The 21,921-nt window shown below is 44.1% G+C and carries 15 protein-coding genes; 9 read left to right on the plus strand and 6 right to left on the minus strand.

Annotated features, from left to right (window positions below):
• Positions 1-96: 96 nt before the first annotated feature.
• From DJ568_RS14895 to DJ568_RS14905, 3 genes are read right to left on the minus strand one after another with little or no spacing between them, the layout of a single operon-like run.
• Entirely contained in the window at positions 97-1,290 is a 1,194-nt protein-coding gene (locus DJ568_RS14895; protein ID WP_114006095.1) for a metallophosphoesterase family protein, read from the minus strand.
• Positions 1,290-2,297 (minus strand): hypothetical protein, encoded by a 1,008-nt coding sequence (locus tag DJ568_RS14900; protein WP_114006096.1) that lies wholly within the window; start codon positions 2,295-2,297, stop codon positions 1,290-1,292. The genes DJ568_RS14895 and DJ568_RS14900 overlap by 1 nt, the downstream gene beginning before the upstream one ends.
• A complete protein-coding gene (locus DJ568_RS14905) occupies positions 2,278-3,537 on the minus strand; it encodes a hypothetical protein (protein WP_114006097.1) in 1,260 nt (419 codons plus the stop codon). Before DJ568_RS14905 ends, DJ568_RS14900 begins: the two co-directional genes overlap by 20 nt.
• Positions 3,538-3,949: 412 nt before the next feature.
• Here DJ568_RS14905 and DJ568_RS14910 point away from each other — a divergent pair, with 412 nt between their 5' ends.
• The 9 genes from DJ568_RS14910 to DJ568_RS14950 all read left to right on the plus strand — a co-directional run bounded on the left by DJ568_RS14910 (position 3,950) and on the right by DJ568_RS14950 (position 18,281).
• Positions 3,950-4,531, plus strand: coding sequence for an RNA polymerase sigma factor (locus DJ568_RS14910; RefSeq protein WP_158534946.1), 582 nt, complete (start codon positions 3,950-3,952; stop codon positions 4,529-4,531).
• A gap of 94 nt (positions 4,532-4,625) precedes the next feature.
• The gene (locus DJ568_RS14915; protein WP_114006099.1) at positions 4,626-5,798 is read left to right on the plus strand and encodes a FecR family protein; all 1,173 of its coding nucleotides are present in this window, start codon (positions 4,626-4,628) and stop codon (positions 5,796-5,798) included.
• 202 nt (positions 5,799-6,000) lie between these two features.
• A complete protein-coding gene (locus DJ568_RS14920; protein ID WP_233496701.1) occupies positions 6,001-9,318 on the plus strand; it encodes a TonB-dependent receptor in 3,318 nt (1,105 codons plus the stop codon).
• A 29-nt stretch (positions 9,319-9,347) separates the two neighbouring features.
• Entirely contained in the window at positions 9,348-10,967 is a 1,620-nt protein-coding gene (locus DJ568_RS14925) for a RagB/SusD family nutrient uptake outer membrane protein (RefSeq protein WP_114006250.1), read from the plus strand.
• 23 nt (positions 10,968-10,990) lie between these two features.
• Positions 10,991-12,115, plus strand: coding sequence for a SusE domain-containing protein (locus DJ568_RS14930; protein ID WP_114006101.1), 1,125 nt, complete (start codon positions 10,991-10,993; stop codon positions 12,113-12,115).
• Positions 12,116-12,192: 77 nt separating this feature from the next.
• Complete coding sequence (locus DJ568_RS14935) at positions 12,193-13,389, plus strand: glycoside hydrolase family 76 protein (protein ID WP_114006251.1); 1,197 nt, start codon at positions 12,193-12,195, stop codon at positions 13,387-13,389.
• Positions 13,390-13,429: 40 nt separating this feature from the next.
• Positions 13,430-15,793 (plus strand): GH92 family glycosyl hydrolase, encoded by a 2,364-nt coding sequence (locus DJ568_RS14940; protein WP_233496702.1) that lies wholly within the window; start codon positions 13,430-13,432, stop codon positions 15,791-15,793.
• Positions 15,794-15,817: 24 nt separating this feature from the next.
• A complete protein-coding gene (locus tag DJ568_RS14945; RefSeq protein WP_114006102.1) occupies positions 15,818-17,023 on the plus strand; it encodes a glycoside hydrolase family 76 protein in 1,206 nt (401 codons plus the stop codon).
• 43 nt (positions 17,024-17,066) lie between these two features.
• On the plus strand, positions 17,067-18,281 hold the full coding sequence (locus tag DJ568_RS14950; protein WP_114006103.1) for a glycoside hydrolase family 76 protein: 1,215 nt from the start codon (positions 17,067-17,069) through the stop codon (positions 18,279-18,281).
• Positions 18,282-18,379: 98 nt separating this feature from the next.
• Here DJ568_RS14950 and DJ568_RS14955 read toward each other — a convergent pair whose 3' ends face one another.
• From DJ568_RS14955 to DJ568_RS14965, 3 genes are all read right to left on the minus strand, one after another.
• Positions 18,380-20,302, minus strand: coding sequence for a SulP family inorganic anion transporter (locus DJ568_RS14955; RefSeq protein WP_114006104.1), 1,923 nt, complete (start codon positions 20,300-20,302; stop codon positions 18,380-18,382).
• 245 nt (positions 20,303-20,547) lie between these two features.
• The gene (locus DJ568_RS14960; protein WP_199560998.1) at positions 20,548-21,225 is read right to left on the minus strand and encodes a cupin domain-containing protein; all 678 of its coding nucleotides are present in this window, start codon (positions 21,223-21,225) and stop codon (positions 20,548-20,550) included.
• Positions 21,226-21,312: 87 nt separating this feature from the next.
• A complete protein-coding gene (locus tag DJ568_RS14965; RefSeq protein ID WP_114006105.1) occupies positions 21,313-21,897 on the minus strand; it encodes a DUF421 domain-containing protein in 585 nt (194 codons plus the stop codon).
• Positions 21,898-21,921 lie beyond the last annotated feature (24 nt).

Raw genomic sequence — 21,921 nt, forward strand, 5'->3', positions numbered from 1 at the left:
TGGAAAATCATCTTTAAATAACTACTTTTGACAACGCTTCTACAGCGTTTGCTGCGCTCGTTCGCCAGCACTTTGGGTGGTCAATTTGCCACGGAATCACCTGGTCAACTTCTCCGTATTATACAGGAAGTGTCCGGAATGAAAAAGTTTTTTTTCTCTAACAAGATTATAAAGCTTATCAGAAAATGCAGGATTGTCATAGCGAATCACACTCTTTACATTTTTCTGAGTTACATCGGTTTCATTATCACTATCACTTGCCTCGGGCTCCGATGGAATATCCTTGATATCTTGAATTACTTGAGTATTTGCTTTATATAAAACGAATCTATCTAACTGCTTAGCATTTAAATTATTTCTCGCGTCCCAAAAATATTTTAAGTCGTTGCCACTATATGGCTGTAATGCGAACATTTTATTTTCGAGTGCTATTTCATCACCCGTAGTTAATATATAAGCTTTAAAGGATGATTCATATTTAATGGTTGAGAAAGTACCACTGTCAGAAGTATAAATTGACAACACAGTTTTAGCGTCCATGATATGCTCATTCCCAGATACAATAAGCTTTATTTCTTGACGCTCGATTTCACTCAAAAGATGTTGTCGATTTTCGGTTTCCCACTGACCATTATTGCTATTATCATAGCCAGCAGTTAGGTTATGATGCCAACATGCCACCCATTGTTTTCCACTGTCAATACTTTGTTTAAGTTGATTGATTTCTTCATTAAACTTTGAAATAGGAATATGTCCTAGGCCGCCCCCTGCATTGATTTTATAGTTTGAATTGAAACCCACGAAGACAACAGAATCAACGATCATGTGATCAACTATAACATTGTCAAAAGGAAAATCCTTTAAAGTTACGTCCTTGTAGAATTCAGCAAAGTTCTGGAACTTAATAGAATTTAAAAGGTGTGAATTTCGGTTAGGACGTTGTTCAGTTTCATTTTGCAAAGATCTTCTATGAACGTCGTGGTCACCGGGCAGCAGTAGAAGCCTTTCAACAGGAATATTGAGATCACCCATAATTTTTGTGATCAGTCTTTTTGCTTCAGAAAATTGAATCTTCTCGCCGGAATCCGAGATGTCTCCTGTTATCAGGAGGTGAAGGGTTTCATTTGGGAAATCCTTTTTAACAGTATCGGTAAATGTTGCAACATAATGGGTCGATGCTGCTTCATCGTCTGTGGTAAGGTAAGAATCCAATCTTGCATTTGTAATACCACCATCGTCAACTTTTGTGCTGATGTGCAGGTCTGAGATATGAATAATAACGTTGCCCATTAAAATTGCTCTAAGTCGGTTTTGATGTTGTACCCGAGTTCCCGATTATTTGATTTATTGATTGAAAAGACAGCGATAGTTGCATCCTGCCTTAAAATATCAGCTTTGCTTAATGTTTCAGTTTTAATTATTGAGACATTGCCTAAATATTTGCCTCCGATGAATTGAATTAAACTTTTCACAATTTTCACCTCAGTGCCTAAGCAGACCAAATCAGATACTACTATATATTCCCTATTTTCATCTATAGTTTTGTCAAGGGTATTGTAGATTTTATAAATAGGACCGATTTTATCAAGAATTAAAATATCTAATTTCAGCAGATTTGACAAGACAGAAACTATATAAGCACTATTCATACTTTGACAAACCAGGATGGGATTATTCGCTAATTTTTCAGCCCATTCCTCCTGTATTTTCAATGCGAGTTTATAAATTGAAAAGAGCATGAACTCCTTTTCGTAACTGATGAATTTTTTAATGTCGACGTATGAAGTCAAATAAACGTAGGACGATGTATGAGGTTGAGTATGTGGGTTTATGTATTGTTTTATCTTTTCCTTAAAGGCATCCGTAAATAATTCGTGGGTGTTTATTACTTCATCTGTAAATGGTTCGTGCTCAGATTCAAACAGGAAAAATTTTTTATAAAGGTCGCCATCTAGAAAGTTCTTACTATTTTGAATCACTGATAATCCGAAATCGTCTACAATGTTCTTTTTTATGTTTTTCAGGTGAATATTGTACCCTGCGCCTTTAAGTTCGATAAGGATTGCGTGTAGATTCGGCTGGCAAGCATTTATTCCTTTGAAGTCAAGGACTATATTTTTTAACTCCTGGTTTTCAAAACCTTTCAAGTATTCAACCACCCTGTTTAGGGTAACTACTTGCAGCCTGTTTTCAAGCATGCCAATATTGTCCTCAGCTATGAAGTTTGAACTAACGACTTCTTCAGCGTGCAAATTGAAATATAAAAATCCCTTATGTTTAATCGCTGATATGATCATTTTCTAACGTATTAGGGATTTCCACTTCTATATGTACACCTCTAAATCTTACCGGAAAAAATCGTAAAGAAGAATACTTGATATCTTCACTATATTTTGAGACAGATTTTTCACAGAAAGCAAGGAATAACTGCTTTATTGCTTCCGCCTCTTCGGCTATTTCCTGCTCGAATATTTCCTTGGTTATTTGCTTTAGTTGAAAGGCTAAGTGGTAGGAAAAGATTTTTTTCCGGTAAAGTTGTAAGCCATATAACTCGTCAGCCATTCTTGAGGAAACAATTATTTGCGTATTGTCGCTGTGAATTCTAAAATAACCTTTGCTTTCTAAAACTACGGTAAGCATTAAATCAAAAAGACCATGACGATCTTTTAAAGACGAATAAAATAGGGTATCGTAAATAGTATAAAGTCCACCTAAAATATTCTCAGAAATGTTCTTTACAGTTATATTTTTAAGCAAAAGCGTCTTCAAACCTTCAGGCTCATAAAAGGCCGTTTTTGGTTTTAGCTTCATTGATTCGGCAAAACCTACACCATTGTCAGTTATAGAAAACTTGGTTTTAAACCGGTCAACAAACATTAGGGCAAAGGCAATCGATTTACTGTGCAGAACAGAATTGGTAATTAACTCAGACAGAATGTCAATGTAGGTGTTGTATTGTTCAGCAGTATAATTATTATCAAAAAGTAAGTCCTGAAAGTGTTCCCTTACCTTATAAGTGAAATGGGATATCAAAAAATCTCGTTGTTTTTCTTCTGATGATAGATTTTTCAATACTGATTTAAGCTCGTCTTCATCCAGTGAATAGGCTCTTACCTTATGCTCAGGGCGCATTTCTTTTCCGCTAAATGCTCCCAAGTAAGCCTTATTAAACTTTAGTATATTTCTACCCTTAGGAAAATTTGGGTTTTGATTATCTCCTGCGATGTAAAAGAAGTCACATCTATATAGAAATTCTAAAACATTTACTGTTGCCCTATTATTGAAAAGCAAAAGTTCTAATGGTCTGCGATGGAATTTGCTCAACTGCTCGATTAAGCTGAGTAATAGTGGAATTGCTATAGGATCGATTCTGTAGGTTGAATCGTAAATTTTTTCATCGCCGTTTTCAAAGAGTTTCAAGATAACCGGTTCTCTGCTTTGAAAATAATAGTTAGCTACATCTTCCAAAAACTCGCTATAGAATTTGTAGGGAGTGAAAGTCGTATTTGCCTGAAGTATTGGTTTGACAGTATCCATTGTTCGTAGAACTAATTTAAGGATTATCTTTATTTCGTAGCTAGACTTTCGTAAACTATAAATATAACAATTTAGGTATTTATCTTTTGGACGTAATGTAAATGACTACATACACGTGAGTGTTGCTGATCAACGGAATTTTCAAACCATGCGTGGTTGCAATTATATCCCACTCCAAAGGGTCTGCTGAATTATCGTTTGTTATAGAATATATATTAGTGGGATTATTGAAGTTTAGCTCCTGGATTGTCATAAGGCTTAAATTGTTTACTAAACATACTTAATCTTTCAATAAGTGTCAGAGAAATTAACCTCACCGCCGCAATCCCCCACAAAATATTTTAATTGTAAATATTATAATACTTTTTACATTTATACGCTTCAATTATATCACGTTAAAGTTCCCGGCATTTTGAATAACCAAGTTTCAGATAGTGATCTTATAAACCAACTGGTATCGGGTGATGAAGCTTCATTTACTGTTATTTACAACCGGTATAGTGCAAAGGTGTACCGGTTGGCTTTCAGGTTTTTAAAAGACGAGGACCAGAGCGAAGAAATAGTACAGGAAGTGTTTATAAATTTATGGCTGAGCCGCGACAAGTTGACCCCCGATGGCAACCTTTGGCTGTATTTATATGTGATTGCCAAACGGCTGTCGTTAAACGCGCTGCGGCAGGTTTACCGGTCATCAGATCTTTCGGAAAAGCTGCTGAAACACATCAGTATTGAAGACAACCATACCGAGGAGGATGTGTTGGCGCATGACCTGGAAGTATTTACCGAAAAGATTATTCAGCAGCTGCCAAAACAGCAGCAGCTTGTTTACAAGCTGAGCCGGGTAGATGGTTTATCGCACAAAGAAATAGCCGAGCAACTGCACATTTCGCAAAATACTGTTAAAAACCACATGGTGAGTGCCTTAAAAACATTAAAAGACCAGCTGAAACAGTCGGAATTTGTGTTTCTTATCGCTCTGCTGTTCTGCAAATAATTTTTTTTTGTGATCGACTAGTCCTTTACCGCTTTATCTGTGTTCTGTAATTATAACCAAGGCTAACCGGCCGTATTATAAACTTACAATATATATGAACCAGGACAGATTACGTTTGCTGCTGCGCCAGTATTTTAATGATAGTATAAGTAAGGCAGACTGTCTTGAATTATTAAACCATCTTGATAAAAACCCCAACGAAGTAGCCGGCTTTATTGACGAAACCTTGCCCGACCTTTCGGCAGGCGAGGTTTTTAGTGATGACAGGGCCGCGGCGGTACTCAACCGCATTAAGGCCGACGCCCGTTTCCGCCGGGAAGCCAAAGTGGTTAAATTTTACCAAAAACGCTGGCTGCAGGTTGCAGCTATGCTGATAGTGGTGTTGGGTGTGTACCTGCTTGTGGTTAACAAAACACAGGATGCCGAAAAAAATACCATTGCGGTTGTGCCGGCAAAGCCGATTGTGCCGGGGGGCAGCAAAGCTACCCTTACCATGGCCAATGGCAACGTTGTAGTGCTGGATAATGCGGCCAATGGTATTATTGCCGATGATGGTGCTGCCCGTGTTATTAAGGCGGCCAATGGCGAAATTGTATATAAAGCGGGTGATAATGCAGCGGGTAAACCACTTGCTTATAATACGTTAACAACACCCCGGGGTGGCGAGTACCAGGTAACCCTGCCTGACGGTACAAAGGTTTGGCTGAACGCGGCATCGTCCTTAAGCTATCCTGAAAGATTTGACGGTACCGAAAGGCATGTTAAATTGACCGGTGAAGCTTATTTTGAGGTAGCTAAAAATAAAGAAAAGCCATTTTTTGTAGAGGTGAACAAGGTAACCGTAAAGGTACTGGGTACGCACTTTAACGTTAATGCCTATAACGACGAAAATGAAATAACAACAACCCTGTTAGAAGGAGCCGTGCAGGTTACAAAAAACAACGCCCATAAAGTATTAACACCGGGACAGCAGGCGGTGATCAGCAACGGCTCCAACAATATTCAGGTATCTGCCGCCAATGCGGACGATGCCATAGCCTGGAAAAACGGCTACTTTACCTTTAATGATGATGATATTGCCGGGATAATGAAAAAAGTTTCGCGCTGGTATGATGTTGAGGTTGAGTATCGCAGCAGCCGCACGGATCAAAAATTTGGCGGTACCTTTTACCGCTCAAAAAGCATAACGGAGTTATTGCATCACCTTGAAAAAGTAGGAAATATTCACTTTAAAATTTCAGGAAGGAGGATAATTGTTATGGACTAGAGTTTACACCATAAAAATTATCTGGAAAAAATAAACCAGGAGCGTTCGCACCGCCCCCGGTTTTAAAGCCTGTTGGCTTACCAGGTAATTGAACGAATTGCAGCTAATACAAATCAATAATTAACCTGATAACCAAATGTATAAAAATTTTACTGCTTTTTGCGGCAGGAGGCCTTGCCGCATTTATAAACCTCTGCTCGTCATGAAACTAATATTGCTATTGCTGACAGCAACCTTTTTACAGGTGTCTGCAGCAACATATGCCCAGAAGGTTACGCTCGAAGTTAAAAACGCGGGCATAAAGCAAATATTCGAGCAAATACAGGCTCAAACCCAGTACGACTTTCTGTATAATACCGATGACCTTAAACTGGCGCACGGCATTAGTATAAAGCTAAAGAATGTGCCTTTAAAACAAGCGTTGGATAAATGCTTTGACGGCCAGCCGTTAACCTATACTATTGAAAATACCACCATCCTTATAAAACGGGTGCCCGCGGTTACCATTACCAAACAGCAGCAGCGAAAAACCGTTACCGGGACCGTTACGGATAGCTCAGGCATAGGGCTGCCCGGTGTAACCGTAAAAGAAAAAAACACGCAGAATGCCGTGAGCACGGATAACCAGGGCCGCTACAGCATTGAGGTGGCGGATGAGGGTGCCGTGCTGGTGTTTACCTTTATTGGGTTTGATAGCCGCGAGGTTGCCGTAACGGGTAACGATCCGGTTAACGTATCGCTTACAGAGAGCAACACTGCCCTTAATGAAGTAGTGGTGGTGGGCTATGGTACGCAAACACGTTTAACCTTAACCGGCGCGGTTAACCAGATAAAGTCTGAAAACATTGCCAACAAGCCCGTAACCAATACCTTCCAGGCATTGCAGGGTGAGGCGCCAAACTTAATTATACAGCAAAACCAGTTAAACCCCGGCAGCAATGTAATTGTAAACATCAGGGGCATAGGCACACTGGGCAATAACGATCCGTTAATTGTGATAGACGGGATTATAGGCGGCAACCTGAATACGCTTAACCCTAATGACATTGCCAGCGTATCGGTACTTAAAGATGCCGGTTCGGCCGCAATATATGGTTCGCGCGCTGCTAACGGTGTGTTACTGGTAACTACCAAAAGCGGTAAAATGAACCAGAAAACCACGGTAAATATTAACGCCAACTATGGTATACAAACCCCGCGGGTACTGGTAAAAAAAGTAGGGGCCTGGGATAACGCGTATTTTAAAAACGAATCGCTGGTAAACTCTGATCTGCCGCCGATATACACCCCGGATGATATTCAGCAACTGCGCGACCAGGGTAACGGTACCTGGGATGTTGAGCATATATTAAAAAACGCCCCGCTACAATCGCATAACTTTAGCATAGGCGGCGGCGGGCAAACCAGTTCGTACTATGTATCGCTCGGTTATCAGGATCAAAAAAGCAACCTGATAGGTAACGGGGGATCGGGCGCCGATTTTGGTTACCAAAAGTACAACGTGCGGGTAAACCAAACCTCTGTTTTAGGCAGGTTTAAAGGCAACATTATACTTAATTACACCAAAACCCGTAACAAAACCAATAGCGTTGGTGATAACAATATTTTTGCCGACGCCAACCGCGTGCCTTTAAATTACAGCTGGACGGACGCCAACGGCAATTACCTTACCAACACGGTAGCATCGCAATATAACGAGTACGGTGTGCTGGAAAAAGGGGGCTTTAACCAGGCTGATAACGACGAGATATTTGCCAATTTAAACGGGCAGCTAACCATTACAAATGATTTAAAACTGACTGCCGTTGTAGGCGGAACGCTTACCAATAACGGCAACTTCTTTAAAAGGACACAGGTAGACTACCTCCCTACGGGCGTGTATGGTAATGACCGTACGGTGTTTGATAATAATGCAAAGTCGTTTTTGCTGAATACACAAATTTATGCCGACTACACCAAGCGTTTTACCGACCATAACCTTGCGGTAAAGATGGGTGTGTCTAATGAGTCGTTTAACAGCAGGGGCTTTCAATTGCAGAAAACATTAACCGACCAATTTTTAGGTACGCCTACTACAGGTACAATTGTTGACCCGGTTAACTCGTACAACAGTTTGGATGTTACGGAGTCGAGCCTTAACTCACTGTTCGGGCGTATATCCTACTCGTACAAAAACAGGTATTTGTTAGAGGGTACTTTCCGTGTGGACGGATCATCAAAGTTTGCACGCGGCAACCGTACAGGTTTTTTCCCGTCAATAAACGCGGGGTGGTTAATATCCGACGAAGCCTTTATGCAGCCGTTAACCAATGTGGTTAATACCCTTAAGTTGCGTGCTACTTATGGTATACTGGGTAACCAAAACGTTAATGCGTACCAGTACCAAACCACTTATTTTAACTACACCAGCGCCTATGGCTTTAACGGTGTGCCGGTTGGTGGCGCAGGCTATTTGTTAAGCAACCCACTTTTAACCTGGGAAAAAGCTGCCACCTTTAACGTAGGTGTTGATGCAAGTTTCTTCAACAACAAGTTGGATTTGTCATTTGATTATTTTGACAAGATAACCCGCGATATTTTACAGCGCAGGTATGATGTGCCGCTGTTGTTTGGTGCAGGCCTGGCCGATTATAACGTGGCTAAAGTGAAAAACAGGGGCTGGGAGTTAACCTTAACTTATAATGTTAAAAGTCGTAATGTTAGCCAAAGCTTTAGCTTTAATGTTGGCGATAGCAAAAACACACTGTTAACCCTTACGGGCGGCGCAAGCCAGGAAATAGTGCAGCAGGATGTATTTAGTTTGTTGCGCAGGGTAGGCGAGCCTATAACCCAATACTATGGCTATGAAACTGACGGATTTTTCCAAAACCAGTCGGACGTAAACAACTATCCAAAACCGGCCGGTTCAACAGTAACCCCCGGCGACCTGAAGTTTGTTGATCAAAACAATGATGGTTTGATAGATGATAAGGATAAAGTGGTGTTAGGTAATCCTTTTCCACGGTATACCTTTGGTTTTACGTACAGGCTGGCTGTTAAAGGCTTTGATTTAAGCTTATTTATACAAGGTGTGGGCAAACGCGACGCGTTTTTACGCGGCGAACTGGTTGAGCCGTTCCACTACAATTACGGTGCAACCATGTATGAGCATCAAACCAATTACTGGACGCCAAACAACCCCGATGCGAGATATCCTAAACTTGCGGCTATCGGCTCGGCTTCAAACTCTTACAACTGGCGTAACGGATCTGATCTTTACAAATATGATGCGGCCTACATCCGGCTGAAAAATGTAAACCTGGGGTATACCTTCCCAACGGCAATGTCTAGCAAAATAGGTATTCAGAAACTGCGTGTGTCGCTCATCGGCCAAAACTTGTTAACGCTTACCAAACTAAAGTTTATTGACCCGGAAACCACCGAGTTTGATAACAGACTGGCAACAAACTCGCTTTCAAACAGCGCGCGTACATACCCGCTGCCGGTATTTTATGGTGCAGGTATAGATGTTACCTTTTAATAATGGATGATATTTTAAAAAGAATAGCGATGAAATTTTTAAAAAAGCTCTTTATCACATTGCTGGCTGCTGTTGCGGTAACAGGATGTAAAAAACTGGACCTGGCGCCTTCTGACAGGTTCTCTGAACTTAATTTTTGGACCATAGAGCCAAACGTATATAACGCTTTGTATAACAACTACAGCCTGATGTATAATGCCAACCTGTATTTTTATAACGAAGCCCTGTCTGATAATGCATTTTCATCTTCCGGCGATTACAATGTAATTGCCAGCGGAAACTCAAATTCCAATCTGGCCAAGTTTCAAAATGATTGGGAAGATTACTACCAAACTATAAAGTCATGTAATCTCTTCCTGGCGCATGTTGATGAAAATACCACCATGAGCACCGAAGTTAAAGACAGGTTGAAGGCCGAAACGCGCTTTATACGGGCCTTTGCGCATTTTAACCTGGCAAAATGGTATGGTAACGTGCCGCTGATTGACCGCGATATAACGCCGGAAGAAGCGCAAACCATTGCGCCATCTACCAAAGCACAGGTAATGGATTTTGTAATTGCCGAGTTGGGCGCGATAGCTGAAGTATTACCATCAAAAAATGAGCTTCCCCCGGCAGAAAATGGGCGTATCACCAGTGGTGCGGCACTTGCGCTGCAAGCCCGTGCCTTGCTGTACCAGGGCAATAAAATGAACGAGGTGGTTGCAGTTTGCGAAAAGCTGATGAACCAGCAGGCCGTTTATGGCACCTATGGCCTTGTGGGTGATTACAGCGCCCTGTTTAGCAACCCGGCTACCAACCGCACCAATGACGAGGCCATCCTTTCGTTACAATATGTACCCGGTGTACGTACCTGGAATGAAATGTGGGATTTTGCGCCGCGCTCGGTGGGCGGGCGTGTAAGCTCAATGGCGCCGACGCAGGAACTGGTTGACGACTACCTGATGGCTAACGGAAAGCGTATTGATGAAGCCGGCTCAGGTTATAACGAGAATACCCCATACATTAACCGCGACCCCCGTTTAACTGCTACCATTGTATATGATGGCTACAACTGGACGGGCGCTGTAAATAAAACCATTTACATAAAACCGGGTACCGATCCCGACGGTGCGCGTTTAGACGAGTACAACCCGGCATCGCAAAGCGCCTCGCCTACAGGGTACTACTGGCGTAAATACTATGACCCGACGGCTTTACCCAATTTTGTATCGGGCCTTAATTTGCATTTGCTAAGATATGCAGAGGTGTTGCTGAACTATGCCGAAGCCAAAAACAGCCTGGGCCAGATGGACGCTACCGTATGGGACAAAACCATACGCGAGCTTCGGAAGCGTGCGGGTTTCACTGATGCCGGTGCACTAAATTATCCCGGCAACGACGGCATGACCGATATAATAAGGCGCGAAAGAAGGGTTGAAACGGCTATGGAAGGTTTGCGTACCGATGATATTTACCGTTGGAGAATTGCCGAAGATGTATTGAACGGCTGGGCGCACGGTGCCAAATTTTCATCAGACCCAAGTACAGACAATGGTTATATACGGGCCCAGGACAGGAATTTTGATCCGGACAAAAACTACCTGTGGCCAATACCTGCCCGCGACCTTGGCCTTAACCCCAACCTGAAACAAAACCCCGGTTATTAATTTACAGCTTAAAAAATAACACAATGAAAAATATTTTATTGTATTGCAGCATGGCCATTTTGGCCGTGCTTGCAGTAACTTCCTGCAAAAAAGATACGAGGAGTTTAAATTCAAATATCGGCTCGGTAAGTACGTTAAACCTGCCCGAAAACGGGGCGAATATTGATCTTAAGGATACGTCTGTTACTGCAGTGCAGTTTACCTGGGAGCCTGCCAGTGCCGAAGATGGCGGGGTGGTTTTATATGAGATAGCCTTTGCCAAAGAAGGCGGTGATTTCAGCGCGCCTATTTATAAGGTGATATCTGACGGTGCCGGTATACAGCCGCGTGTAACCATTACCAATAAGGAATTGCTTAAGATAGCTGCTTTCGGCGGTATAGAAGCTTTAAGTTCAGGCAAAGTGAAGTGGACGGTTATTGCATCAAAAGGCACTAACAGGAAAGCCAGCAACGTAAGCAGTATGATTGAACTTGAAAGGCCGGCCGGCTTTGCCGAAATTCCGGCGAACCTGTACATCACCGGCAGCGCTACCGAAGGCGGGGAGGACATCAGCAAAGCTATCCAGTTAACACAAAAGGAGGCGGGTGTATTTGAAATGTATACCTCGTTAAAAGCGGGAACTTACTGGTTTACCGACCAGCAGACCGCCGGTGGTAAAAAATACTATGTGGATGGCGATCAGCTTAAAGAAGGCGATAACCCGGTAACTGTAAGCGGTGAAGCCAAAACCCACAGGTTGAACCTTGATTTGAACGTAGCCGAGTTTAAATCATTGGAGGTGCAAAATATGGCCGTGTTTATGTCGGCCTACAACACCGAGATAGGCACCTTAACTTACCAGGGCAACGGTACCTGGGCCATAGCCAGCATGCCTGTGGAATTCTACCAGTTTTCGTGGGGCAGGGATGAGCGTTACAAATTTAAATTATATACCTCGGCAGGTGTTGAGTGGTACGGCAGCGCCAACCAAAACAACGTAGCCCCTGCGGGTCAGCCGGCCTCATATTTTTACCTGCTGCCAACAAATGATTCTCAGTGGGATTATACCTATAAATTCGATCCATCGGCTGATTTGCATAACGTAAAAGTGGAAGTGTTTATGAAAGCCGGCGACGCTTACACCCACAAAGTAACCGTGGTAAACTAAGCATACAACCCTTATCGCAATAAGTGATAATTATTAAATGATCCGTGCCTCCGGGCACGGATCTAAACAAACTATTTATGAAAAGTGTATTTTTTTATTGTTCAGTTGTGATAACGTCATTGGTGCTGTTGTCATCGTGCGGAAAAGAGACTGTTAAACCGGCTCCGGTAAAACCTGATACTACTGTTACCCCTCCGTCTGAGTCAAGATATCTTACCCAGGCTATTGAAACCAATGCCTTTATTAAGGGCAACCTGCTTACGCCATACGGTAACTACCGTATAAATACCACCACTACCGAAAATACGGCATACGAATGGTATAACGTAAGTCAGATTTATGCTGATGCCGCAATGGTAGCAGCGGGCGATAAAAATTACCTGGCATCTATGCACAAAACTTTTGACTGGATGAAGAACATGTGGGATAAAAACGATCCCAACGGCGGATACTTTGCAGCAGCAAACCTGGATGGTGCCAATGCCGGGGGCGACAAATATGTTGATGATAACGGCCTTACCGGTATGGTTTACCTGGATTGTTATGACCTGGCCGATAATGACAGGAAGGCTGATTATCTTGAAGCGGCAAAAAAAGCGGCCAACTGGATGATGCACAGCGGGCTGTGGGATGATACACATGGCGGCGGGTTTTGGTGGAGTACCGCAAAACAGAATAAGCCTACGCAAACTAACGGGCTGGCCATGCAGCTTTTTTTACGATTATATAAAATTACGGGCGAAACCTACTATCGCGATTGGGCGGTATCTATACATAACTGGCTTAACAGCAAAATGTACGACAGTAATACCGGCCTTTACATTTGGATGTATGACAGTGCCGGCAAGCATACCGAGATATTTGCATATGACAATGCAATTATGCTCGAAGCATTTTTAATTTGGAAGGATGTGATGAATGATAACGCCTACCTGGGCAAAGCGCAGGCCATAGGCAACGCCATGAATAAAACTTTATGGGATAAAGGTTATAACGTTTACATTTTTAATACAAAGGATATACGCGTTACACCGGCATGGTGCGGATGGGCATCGCAGGCCATGATAAAACTGTACGAGGCCGACAAAAATACGGCCTGGCTCAGCTACGCCAAAGGAAATATAGATGCCATTAATAATGTATTGCGCAGTACCGCTAACAAAGGGTATTATCAATTTGCCGGCCTAAACGGTGCCGGAAGATACACGAACATGGAAGGCGTTGACCAGGCCTGGATGCAGCGCATACAAGCAATGCTGTCCAAATACAAATAGCAGGCATAAGCGAGGTTTAAAATTAAAATCTAAAATTTCGATGAAAACAGTCAACCCTATAAAGTATATGATATTCACGTCGGCGATGGTACTGCTGATGGCCTGCGGGGCACAGCGCAGGAGCGTGCTGACGTATGTCGACCCGAACATCGGCACGGCGCACAGCCGCTGGTTTTTTTACACACCTGCGGCCATCCCTTACGGCATGGCCAAGCTGGCGCCGTCCACCAACGGCAGCTACGGTAATGCGCAAGGCTGGGAAGCAGTAGGTTACGATACACGGCACAACTCGATAGAAGGCTTTGTGCATTTTCACGAGTGGCAGGTAGGGGGAGTAAGCGTAATGCCCGCCACCGGCGAGCTGAAGGTAAAGCCAGGCAAGCTGGAAGACCCGGACGGCGGTTACCGGTCGCGGTTTGACCGGAAGAACGAAACAGCCGAACCCGGGTATTACAAAGTATTGCTGGACGATTACGGCGTAACGGCCGAGCTGACGGCCACCAAGCACGTCGGCTTCCACCGGTATACGTTTCCGCAGCACGACAAGTCAAGGATACTGTTCGACATCGGCAACGTACAGGGCGAAAGCGGCGAAGTACGCGATGCCGGTATAAAAATGATTGATGACACCCACTTTGAAGGCTTTGTGATCACCTACCCGAAATACGTACAAAAGTACGACGAAGGCGGCATAGTAGCGATGTACATTTATGGGCAGGTAAGTAAAAAGCCCGGTGCGGTAGGCAGCTTCAACGCGCAGGGCATCCGGCACAACACCACCTCGGCCGGCGGCAAAGGCGCGGGCCTGTTCCTGGAATATAAAACCGGCGATAAAGAAGCCATAGAGCTCAAGGTAGGCCTATCCTACACCTCGGTAGCCAATGCCAGGATAAACTACCAGGCAGAAGCCGCGTCACTCACGTTTGACCAGGCCCGGCAGCAGGCACGGGAAACCTGGGAAAAAGAGCTGGGCAAGCTGTATGTAGAAGGCACCAACGATAAAGACAAAGTAAAATTCTATACCGGTTTGTACCACGCGCTGCTTGGCCGCGGCAGCGCCAGCGACGTCAACGGCTCGTTCCCCCGGTTCGGCGGCGCAATAGGCGTACTGCCCAAAGACCAGAAAGGGAACTTTAGCTATAACTTTAACAATACCGACGCCATCTGGGGCGGTTTCTGGAACATCACCCAGTTATGGACGCTGGCCTACCCCGGGCAGTACAACGACTTTGTACACACCCAGCTGGAGATATACAAAGACCGGGGCTGGTTTGGCGATGGCATAGCCAACAGCAACTTCGTATCAGGGGTAGGCACCAACTTTGTAGGGCTGGCCATAGCCGCGGCCTATAATGCCGGCATCCGCGATTATGATACCGCGCTGGCCTACAAAGCCGTAAAAGCGAACGAGCTGGAGTGGGCAGGGCGCAAGGTAGGGTCAGGTAAAATGGATACCAAAGCCTTTGTAGACCATGGCTATTCACCCTACCTGGAAGCCGATATAACCGACTCAACAGGTTCGCACTTTTCAGCCTCGCACACCATGGAGTACAGCTTCAGCGCCTTTGCAGCGGCGCAGATGGCAAAAGCCATGGGCAAGCAGCAGGACTATGCGCAGCTGATAAACTATGCCGATGGCTGGAAGAACCTGTTTGAACCCACCAAAAAGCTGATCCATCCCAAAAAGGCCGACGGCACCTTTATAGACCGTTTCGACCCCTACGAAGCGTGGCGCGGTTTCCAGGAAGGCAATGCCATCCAGTACACCTTTTACGTACCACATAACCCTAAAGCCCTGATAGAGGCGATCGGCAAAGATGAGTTCAACACCCGGCTTGACGGGATATTCGCCACGGCGCAAAAAAGCGGCTTCGGCGGCGGCAAGACCATCGACGCGTTTGCCGGCATCAAATCATTGTATAACCATGGCAACCAGCCCAACCTGCACATCAGCTGGCTGTTCAACTTCTCGGGCAAGCCGTGGCTGACACAAAAGTGGACCCGCGCCATATGCGATGAGTTTTACGGCACAGAAAGCATACACGGCTATGGGTACGGGCAGGACGAAGACCAGGGTCAGCTGGGCTCATGGTATGTGATGGCCTCATTGGGTTTGTTTGATGTAAAAGGCTTTACCGATGCCAGGCCGATCATACAGCTGGGCAGCCCGCTGTTTGATAAGGCGACAGTAAAGTTAGGCAACGGCAAAGCGCTGACGATAGAAACCAAAGACAATTCGGCCCAGAACATCTATGTACAATCGGCGGAGTTTAACGGCAAACCGCTTAACAATTGCTGGCTGTACCTTGATGAGCTGATGCAGGGCGGTAAGCTCAGGCTGGTAATGGGCAATAAACCTAAAATTGACTGGGGGGTTAAAACACCGCCGCCATCTGTTCAGTAAAACAACACTTAACAAACATATCCTATGAGTTTTAGCGACAAAACATTGAAGCTATGGGCGTGCTTTGCCCTGATTTTTGCAACATCTGTACAGGTGTGCCCGGCACAAACCAAAGCTAACGCCAAAATATATCAACAAAGGGCCGATACATTTTACGATAAAATATGGCACAGCTATCGTGCGCCGGCCTATGGCCTGTTTACTGAAAATTTTGGAGCAGGCAAAGCAGATAGTCTTACTTACTTTCAGGGGGCGGGTGTCGAGCAGAAGGAGGTAAGCTACCTCTGGCCGTTTTCGGGTATGTTTTCTGCTACCAACGTAATGCTTAAAATGCCCGGATTGCGACAAAAGCACCTGGCTTACCTGGATAGTTTGGTAACAGGCGTGGAGCAATACCGTGATACCACGCGCAAGCCGCCGGGCTACCAGGCTTATCCGGCGCGGTTTGAAAAGGTAGACCGGTATTATGATGATAATGGGCTGGTAGGGATAGATTACGCCGAAGCGTACTTGAATACTAAAAACCCGGTTTACCTGAGCCGTGCAAAGGAGGTGTTTACTTTTATATTAAGCGGTTGGGATGAAAAACTTGGCGGCGGCGTAACCTGGCTCGAAGGTCACCGCGATCAGAAACCCGCCTGCAGTAATGGGATGGCGGCTTTAACTGCGCTAAAGATATACCAGGCCAACAGGGATTCGTACTATTTGGAGTGGGGTCAGAAATTCTACAATTGGATGTATGACAACCTCCGGGATCCGGCCGGGGTATATTGGAATGATAAGAAAATGGACGGCAGCGTCCTTAAAACCCAGTGGACGTATAATTCCGGTTCTATGCTGGAGGCTTCGGTATTGCTGTATCAATTTACCAAAAATAAAAAGTACCTGGCCGAGGCGCAAGCCATAGCCGCAGGCACGTTAAATCATTTTTCAGGGCAAAAGCGTAGCAAACACCTTGATCTGCATATTGATCTGCCATGGTTTGTAACCGTGCTTTTCAGGGGCTATGAAGCACTTTACCATGTCGACGGTAATTACAAATACATAGCCGCAGTTGAAAACTCATTAAACTACGCGTGGACCCATGCGAGGGACAAGCATGGCTTGATAACCAAAAGCTGGACACCCGACAAAGCGGAACTTCAAAAACCAAAATGGCTGCTTGATGAGGCGTGTATAGCCGAATTATATGCGCGTTTAAGCCTGATTAATACTAAAAAGGAGAAATAATATGATCTGAGTGAAATAGCAAACAATTTAAAAATCAACTCTTATGAAAAACAACCAATCAATTAAATGGCTGGCAGCTATTATGCTGCTGGCTGTTGTAACCTCATGTAAAAAACAAAACCTGCCGGCTACAGCATCTTCGGGCGGGCAAGACAAGTTAAAGAACAACGGCCCCAGCTCCGCCTACTGGCAAAAAGCGCAGGAAACGCATAATTTTGTGTACGGGAACATTTTAACCAGCTACAATAGTTATCGCGTTAATACCACAACAACAACCAACACCGCGTACGAATGGTATAATTCAAGCCAGATATACGCCGATGCAGCCATGATAGCTGCCGGAGACGCAGCCTACGCCTCGTACATGAATAATGCATTTGCCTGGATACATCACATGTGGGACAGCACCAGCCCCGTGGGTGGATACTACGCAGCCGCCAACATTGACGGTACCGGGGCAGCCGGCGATAAGTATACCGATGATAACGCGCTTGCCGGTGTAGTATACCTGGATGCGTATAATGTAACCACGGGTACTACGCAAACCAACTACTTAAACTCGGCTAAAGCCTGTGCCAACTGGCTGATGAACAGCGGCCAGTGGGACAATACCTATGGCGGCGGATTTTGGTGGAGTACTGTGAAAGAAAGCAAGCCGACACAAACGAACGGATTGGCCCTGCAGCTGTTTTTACGGCTGTACCAGATAACGGGGCAAACCTTTTACCGCGATTGGGCCGTATCTGTTAAAAATTGGCTGCTTAACAATATGTATGATTCCGGTACCGGCCTTTACATCTGGAAGATTGACGGCGCCGGGTCGGGCACAAAGCACTATGAAAAGTTTACGTATGACAATGCCATTATGATTGAGGCTTTTTTACTGTACGCGCAAATAATGAGCGATAACAGTTTTACCACCAAAGCGCAAAACCTGGGTATAAGTATGAATACCACGTTGTGGAACAGCACCTACCACGTATATATTTTTAATACGGCGGATGGCAGGATAAACCCCGCATGGTGTGTATGGGGATCGCAGGCCATGATAAAGCTTTACCAACGCGACGGCAATACGGCCTGGCTTGATTATGCCCAGCAAAATATTGATTACATGAACACCTATTTACGTAACAGTACAAATCACGGCTATTACCATTTTTGCAATTTCAACGGCTCCAATATCGAAACACGGTTTGAGGGTGTGGACCAAGCCTGGATGCAACGTACGCAGATCATGTTATCAAACTACCGGTAATTATTGTTGATCCCCTGTTACACTATATAGCAAACAGCCTGAAGTTGAAAAACCTCAGGCTGTTTAATTTGAAGGCAATATAGAAGTTGCAAACCTTGCTACGCGTATTGTTTATGTATATCGTTAACAATCCACGTTACGCTTTCTTTAAAGGTTTTAAATTTTTGTTCTTCCTTCACCAGCAACGGTATAATTTCTAATTTCCTTATCAGGTATTCGGGTTGTTTTTGTAAGCCGGTAAGTAAAATTTCGATGTTATTACTCTTTAGATCATTAAAAATATCTTCTAAAGCGTACAGGCCGCTCTGGTCAATATACGGTACCTTTTCCATCCGGATAATAATATACTTTGAGGTTTCGGGAACTTGTGATGACAGTATCTGCAACTCATTTGTGTAACCAAAAAAAATAGGGCCGTCAAGGTGTTTTATAAATATTTCGTCCTTAAATTCTTCAGGCAAACTGTCTTCATCCAGCCATGGAAGATCATTGCTCGGGTCAATTTTGTTTACGCCTGATTTGGCAGTAGATATTTCCCCCATTTTTTTCATAAATATCAATGCGGAAATAACCAGCCCTATACCTACGGCAATTACAAGGTCCCAAAAAATGGTTAACAACATTACAATAAGCATAACTACAACATCACCCACAGGCATTTTACGTATGGCTTTTAAGCCGCGGTAATCCATAATGCCAACACCTACAGTAATTAGCACTCCGGCCAGTACCGCCGCCGGAATCATGGATGCTACCGGCGCTAAAACCAGCAATATGAGTAGTAAAAGGCTGGCTGCAAAAATGCCCGAAAGCCTTGTTTGACCACCTGAGTTAACGTTAACAATGGTACGTATAGTGGCACTGGCACCCGGTATACCCCCAAATATGGCCGACATGCTATTACCAATACCTTGTGATATAAGCTCCTGGCTGCTGTTATGCCTTGTTTTGGTGATATTGTCAACAATAACCGAGGTAAGCAGCGAGTCGATAGAACCTAATAAGGCCAGCGAGAATATTGCCATTAAAAACGGCCGCACAGCTTCAAAGCTAAACTCGGTAAACATGGTGAAGTTAAACGTAGGGAAGCCCTGCGGAATTTCCTCAATCGACCTTAAATTAAGCCCCATAAGTACCGCGATGGATGATACCGATATAAGCGCTACAAGTGTGCTTGGTATTGACGATGTTATGGTTTTTAATCCGTGGATAAATGAGTTTTTAGTTGGGATGACAGCGATTAGTTTTTGAAACCCGTATATCACCACAATGGTTGCACTAACTATCAGAAACTCTATCCAGTTAAAGTTTTGTATAGCCCTGCCCAGGTTTTTTACCACCCCAACGGGCGATTTAACCTGTGCCTTGCTAATAGCTACAGCTTCCTGCCGTACATCGCCAGGAGTGATTTCTTTAGCCAGCATTAATTTGGTTTCAACACTGTCTAAAGTTTTCAAAGAGATAACGCTGGAGGCATCGTCCTTTTCAAATATTTTGCTGATGAGATGCGCTTCAGCTTTGGGTATATTTTTTTCTATCAGTGCCTTATCGGTTGCAGCATCATAACCTAATAACGGTAAAATTTGTCCGATAATAATAATGATGCCGATTCCTGTCATAAAACCTGATATAACAGGGTAGGGCACGTATTTAATGTACTTGCCTATGCCCGCCAAACCCAGTATAACCTGCACCACGCCTGCTAAAAAAAACACCAGTAATATAGAGGGTAAAGCTTTTTCTAAACTGCCGTTAAACGCCTGGATAATGTTAGTTATTACCACCATACTTACCGCCGTCATAGGGGCAGTAGGGCCGCTAATTTGCTGTTGAGTTGAACAAAACAGCGACGCGAAAAACCCAATCGCAATAGCACCAAACAAACCCGCCGCCGCGCCCATGCCCGACTGCTCACCAAAGGCCATAGCCAGTGGTAAAGCAACTATGCCGGATGTAAGGCCTCCAAACAGATCACCTTTTAAATGTTTAAAAGTAAAATAACCACTTAAGCTTGTTTTCATAAATATTAATTTTAAACCATAACTGTTTAACTACAAAATAAGATAACTGCGCCGCAATTTGCGTACATTAATCTTCTTTAGCAGTTTAATTGACAACCAAGCAGGCGGGTTCTTTAAATATAGCAATAATAGTTTGGTAAGCAGCATTTTCAGCAAATAAATAACAGGCCTGGGCGACGATTGCAAAATTCAAAAGGCGCTTCGCCAGCCCCGTAACAGTATGTAGCTTATACCCGTGCCGTACCTTACGACGATATACAGATAGTCAATAAGAAGACAGATTCTTCTCTAGCTGTAACGCTGTGCGGAATATGTGCAGGAAGTGAAAGCATTTGCCCGTTTTCGAGGTTGATAGATTCGGTTTCGGTGCTGAAGGTAATGCCGCCCTCCAGTACTTGTACCGTGATTATGCCGGGCGCGGTGTGCTTTTTTAATTCAGCGTTTTCATGCAGGCCTATCATTATTATGCGTAAGCTGTCTGATTTAAATAGCACTTTGGTGTCGCGGTCGCCGTTTACCCATTTATCACCAAGCTTTAGCTGGTCTATTTGCTCACGTAAGTCAACTGCAGCTAGTTCGGTGTCTAACGCCGTGGTATCTCCCGGCGATTCTTGGTTTTCGGGTTTTGTTGCCAACGCAGATACCATTTGATCAGTAAGCGGATCGCTCGAGATGCCGTATCCATTTACCAAAACCCCCTTTAAGTCGTGTTTGCGCGATGATATGGCATAAACAACTGCCGAGTCGCCCGGGTCTGACGGGCCTTCAAACCGGTATGACTTATCAACTACAAAATCTTCGGGGCGAATTTCCAGGGTGTTGCCATGGCATACCAGACAGTTCTCTTTCAAATTAAAGTCAACTGTATATCCGTTTTCTTTCAGGTATGCAAGTACTTCGGTAACTGTGGTCATGGTATTCATAAAGGTTTGACAGGTAATGTGATACCCGTTACCAAATGTAATAAAATACTGCTGTAAACCTGCCGGGTTTAAAATGCTGACGCAAAATTATAGAGGATGATCAATATCTTTTAATGAGGTATGGCTTACACCATCGGCTTTTTTAATTACCGTAAGTTCCCCATTAAGTTCCATTACCACGGCCTCAACCTGGTCAACATCAAGCATCCGGTATTTTCGTATCTCGGCGTACACTTCCTCTTCAGTGAGTACTTCCTTGTCCATTGCCTGCGTTAAAAATCTGCCGCGGTAAAAAACCATCGTAGGTGATGAATTTATAACTTTTTCAAGAACTTTTGATTCCTTCGCCGTCCATGCTAACACGTATTGCAGTATAATGATTACCGACAATGCTGTTGCGCCTTCCGCAAGTGTTACTTTTCCTAAAATTATTGATGATAAGGTTGATCCCAGGGTTACTGTCACTACAAAATCAAACGCCGTAAGCTTGGCGAGTGTCCGCTTGCCTGAAATACGTATAAACAGGAATAATACAAAGTAAGCCAGCAATGCGCAAACGGCTACGTGCCAAACGCTTTCCCAATTTTTAAACAATAGTTCTTTCATGTAGGTGTTAACACGTACCGGCTGGCATTGTTGCTGTATGTCAGCAGATAATGCTGAATTTTTCATTATCAAACACTATCTTTATTTTAC

The sequence above is a fragment of the Mucilaginibacter hurinus genome, from assembly GCF_003324525.1.
In the GTDB taxonomy this organism is placed as follows: domain Bacteria; phylum Bacteroidota; class Bacteroidia; order Sphingobacteriales; family Sphingobacteriaceae; genus Mucilaginibacter; species Mucilaginibacter hurinus.